Annotated in this window: 2 protein-coding genes and 1 pseudogene; 1 reads left to right on the forward strand and 2 read right to left on the reverse strand. The window is 72.7% G+C overall.

Annotation, left to right across the window (positions count from 1 at the left end):
• Nucleotides 1–333: 333 nt before the first annotated feature.
• Both E6J59_19425 and E6J59_19430 read right to left on the reverse strand, forming a co-directional pair.
• The gene (locus tag E6J59_19425) at nt 334–945 is read right to left on the reverse strand and encodes a hypothetical protein (GenBank protein ID TMB16167.1); all 612 of its coding nucleotides are present in this window, start codon (nt 943–945) and stop codon (nt 334–336) included.
• Nucleotides 942–2,087, reverse strand: a pseudogene (locus tag E6J59_19430) (hypothetical protein). Before E6J59_19430 ends, E6J59_19425 begins: the two are co-directional and overlap by 4 nt.
• Nucleotides 2,088–2,214: 127 nt before the next feature.
• On the opposite strand from E6J59_19430, the gene E6J59_19435 reads away from it, so the two are divergent.
• Nucleotides 2,215–2,856, forward strand: coding sequence for a nitroreductase (locus tag E6J59_19435; protein TMB16168.1), 642 nt, complete (start codon nt 2,215–2,217; stop codon nt 2,854–2,856).
• Nucleotides 2,857–3,297 lie beyond the last annotated feature (441 nt).

Below are 3,297 nucleotides of genomic sequence, written 5' to 3' on the forward strand. Positions count from 1 at the left end.
ACGGCAACGCCTGCACCCGGACCGATACCTGCCAGGCCGGGGTGTGCGCCGGCACGAACCCCGCCACCTGCGCCCCGGCGGACCAGTGCCACGACGCGGGCACCTGCGACCCCGCCACCGGCGCGTGCTCGAACCCGGCGACGCCCGACGGTACCGCCTGCAACGACGGCAACGCCTGCACCGGGACCGATACCTGCCAGGCCGGGGTGTGCAGCGGCACGAACCCCGTGGGGTGCGTGCCGCCAGATGCATGCCACGACGCCGTCTGCGACAAGCACGGTGGCTGCAAGGTGCGACGGACGCAGCCGGCGCACTTCTGCCGGTAGCGCGTCGCTACTCGGCCAGCTGTGCGAGGAGCCTCCGCGCCTCGGTCGCCCTGGCTGGGTCGGGCGCCCGCTCGGCCTCGGCCAGGGCGCGCCGCGCCTCCGCGCGCGCCTCGTCACGCTCGCCGCGCGCCGCGAGGGCGCGCACGAGCCCGAGGCGCGCCTCGATGAAGCCCGGGTCGACACGGAGTGCGGCCCGCAGCAGGCGCTCGCCCTCCGCGGCGTCGCCCCCGAGGACACGCGGCAGCTCGCAGAGGAGCTCGCCCTTGCCGACCAGCGCGTCGGCGTAGTCGGGCGCCAGCTCGAGCGTGCGGTCGATCTCGCGCCGCAGGCGGCGTATCGCGAAGAGACTCGTCAGCGCGACGCCGCGGAGCTTCAGGTCGGTGCCGAGGTTGCAGAAGATGGCGAAGTGCGCCTTGGCGTCGCGCTCGTCCGCCGCCACCGCCTCTTCCGCCAGGGCGAGGCCCCGCGCGAGGTTCGCCCGGCGCTCCTCGGGCGTGGCGGCCGCCGCGAGGCAGACGGCGAGCGCCTGGTCGGCGCGCGGCGAGCCCGGCGGATCGGCGGCGCGCGCGGGCCCGGCGAGCGCGAGCAGCGCCATCGCGGCCGCGGCCGCGCGGTTCACGCCTGGTTGGTCAGGATCGACACGCACGAGATCGCGCCCGGGCCGCCCAGGTTGTGGGCGAGGCCGATCCGCGCGCCCCTCACCTGCCGCGCGCCGGCCTGGCCGCGGAGCTGCGTCGTGAGCTCGTAGATCATGCGCACGCCGGTGGCGCCCACCGGGTGGCCGTACGACTTGAGCCCGCCCGAGGGATTCACCGGCTTCTCGCCGCCCAGATCGGCGCGCCCCTCCTCGACGAACCGGCCGCCCTCGCCGCGCGCGCAGAAGCCCAGGTCCTCGTAGTTGAGGATCTCGGTGATGGTGAAGCAGTCGTGCACCTCGGCGAAGTCGACCTCCGTCGGTGTCACCTTCGCCTGTGCGTAGGCCTGCTCGGCGGCGCGCACCGTGGCCTCGAAGCCGACGTAGCCGAAGCCCGGCTTGTAGTAGGGCTGGCCCGAGACCGCCGCGAGCCCGATCCCGAGGGGCCACGCGGGCGTCCCCGTGAACGACCGCACCAGGTCCGCGCGGCAGACGACCGCAGCCGCGGCGCCGTCGGTCGTGGGGCAGCAGTCGAAGAGCCCGAGCGGGCTGTAGATCATGGGCGCGCGCAGCACCGTCTCCTCGGTCACCTCCATCTTGAGGTGCGCCTTCGGGCTCTTCAGGCCGTTGCGGTGGTTCTTGACCGCCACCGCCGCGAGCGTCTTCTTGGTGGCGCCGTACTTGGCGAAGTAGCGGTTCGCCGACAGCGCGAAGACGTGCGGCGCCCGCTCGCCGAAGTCGAGCACGGGGTGGCTCCGGTTGGGGCGCGCGAAGCCGCCGTCGCGCATCTTCTCGAAGCCGACCGCGAGCACGACCTCGTGCTGCCCGGCGGCGACCGCGAGGCAGGCGTTGCGGAAGGCGTCCATGCCCGAGGCGCAGTAGTTCTGCACGCGGGTCATCGGGCGGCCGAAGAGCTTCAGCGCGTCGGCGAGCGCGTCGCCCCCGAAGCTGGACATGACGGTGCCCACCCACGCCGCTTCGATGCGCTCGCGCTCGCAGCCCGCGTCGGCGAGCGCCTCGTCGACCGCGGCGCAGAGCAGGTCCTCGGGGCTCAGGTCGTAGAGCTCGCCGAAGGGCGTGCAGCCGACGCCGACGATGGCAACCCGGGCGCGGAGATCGAGCGACATGGGACGGTTATAGACGAGCCGGCGGGCGGGTTTCCATCACCGGCGGGCCGTGCTTTGATCCGCGTCGAGGAGACCCATCATGCTCGAGACGAGCCCCACGCCCGCCACCATCGCGCCCGACCTCTCGATGCCGCTCGAGGAGGCGATGCGCACGCAGCGGGCGGTCCGCCGCTTGAGGCCGGACCCGGTCGACGACGCGCTCGTGCTCCGCCTGATCGAGCTGGCGCTCAAGGCACCCACCGGCAGCAACGCGCAGAACTGGGACTTCGTCATGGTGAAGGACCGCGCGGTCAAGGAGCGGCTCGGCGCGCTCAACCGCGGCGCGTTCCGCATCTACGGCGGCCTCGGGCGGTGGATGGCGCGCAACGACCCCCGCATGCTGCGCATCATCGAGGCGGTGCAGTGGCAGGCGGATCACTTCGCCGACATCCCGGTGGTGATCGTCGCCTGCCTGCGCGGGCTCCGCGTCCCCTTCCCGTCCATCGCGGCCACCAGCTACTACGGCTCCATCTATCCGTCGGTGCAGAACCTCCTGCTCGCCGCGCGCGCCGCCGGGCTGGGCGCTGCGCTCATCACGCTGCCGCTGTGGAGCACCTTCCTCGCGCGCCGCGCGCTCGGGCTCCCGTGGACCGTCACGCCCTGCGCCGTCGTCCCACTCGGCTGGCCGCGCGGCCGCTACGGACCCACGACGCGCCGCCCGGTCGGCGAGGTCGTGCACGTCGACCGCTACGGGAACCAGCCGTTCCGACGAGACTCCAACGCCGACTAACGCCGAGCCAGAACATCAAGGAAAATCAGGCCTGGCGCGGTCCTTGCTTCGAGCCCCTGTTCGTCGGTTTCGGGGGTTCTTGGTAGCAGCGCGGTAGCAAACAGCCCGCTCCTAAGGCGTGCTGGCAGACGTGGCAGGCGACCGTGCCGTCCTCTACTTCGGAGAGCCGATCCACTCGCGCTACGTGCTCGTCCGCCGCGACCACCTCGCCACCGTGACCAGCCTGGCGCACGAGCGGTGGAAGCGGGCGCACCCCCGAGGTCTGCCCACGGAGGGGGCCGGTGGGAACCGTAACGAAGCCGTCCAGCCGACCGCTTTTACCGGATCTTCATCGGTTGGGAGGGACCTCTTTTCAGCATCAAATGTGGCGGCGAGTCTGTTCAGGCATGTCGGCACCAACGCGACCAGCGCCCTGACCAAGGTGGGGGTTCATGGGCCGTG

The sequence above is a fragment of the Deltaproteobacteria bacterium genome, assembly GCA_005879795.1.
Taxonomy (GTDB): domain Bacteria; phylum Desulfobacterota; class Binatia; order DP-6; family DP-6; genus DP-6.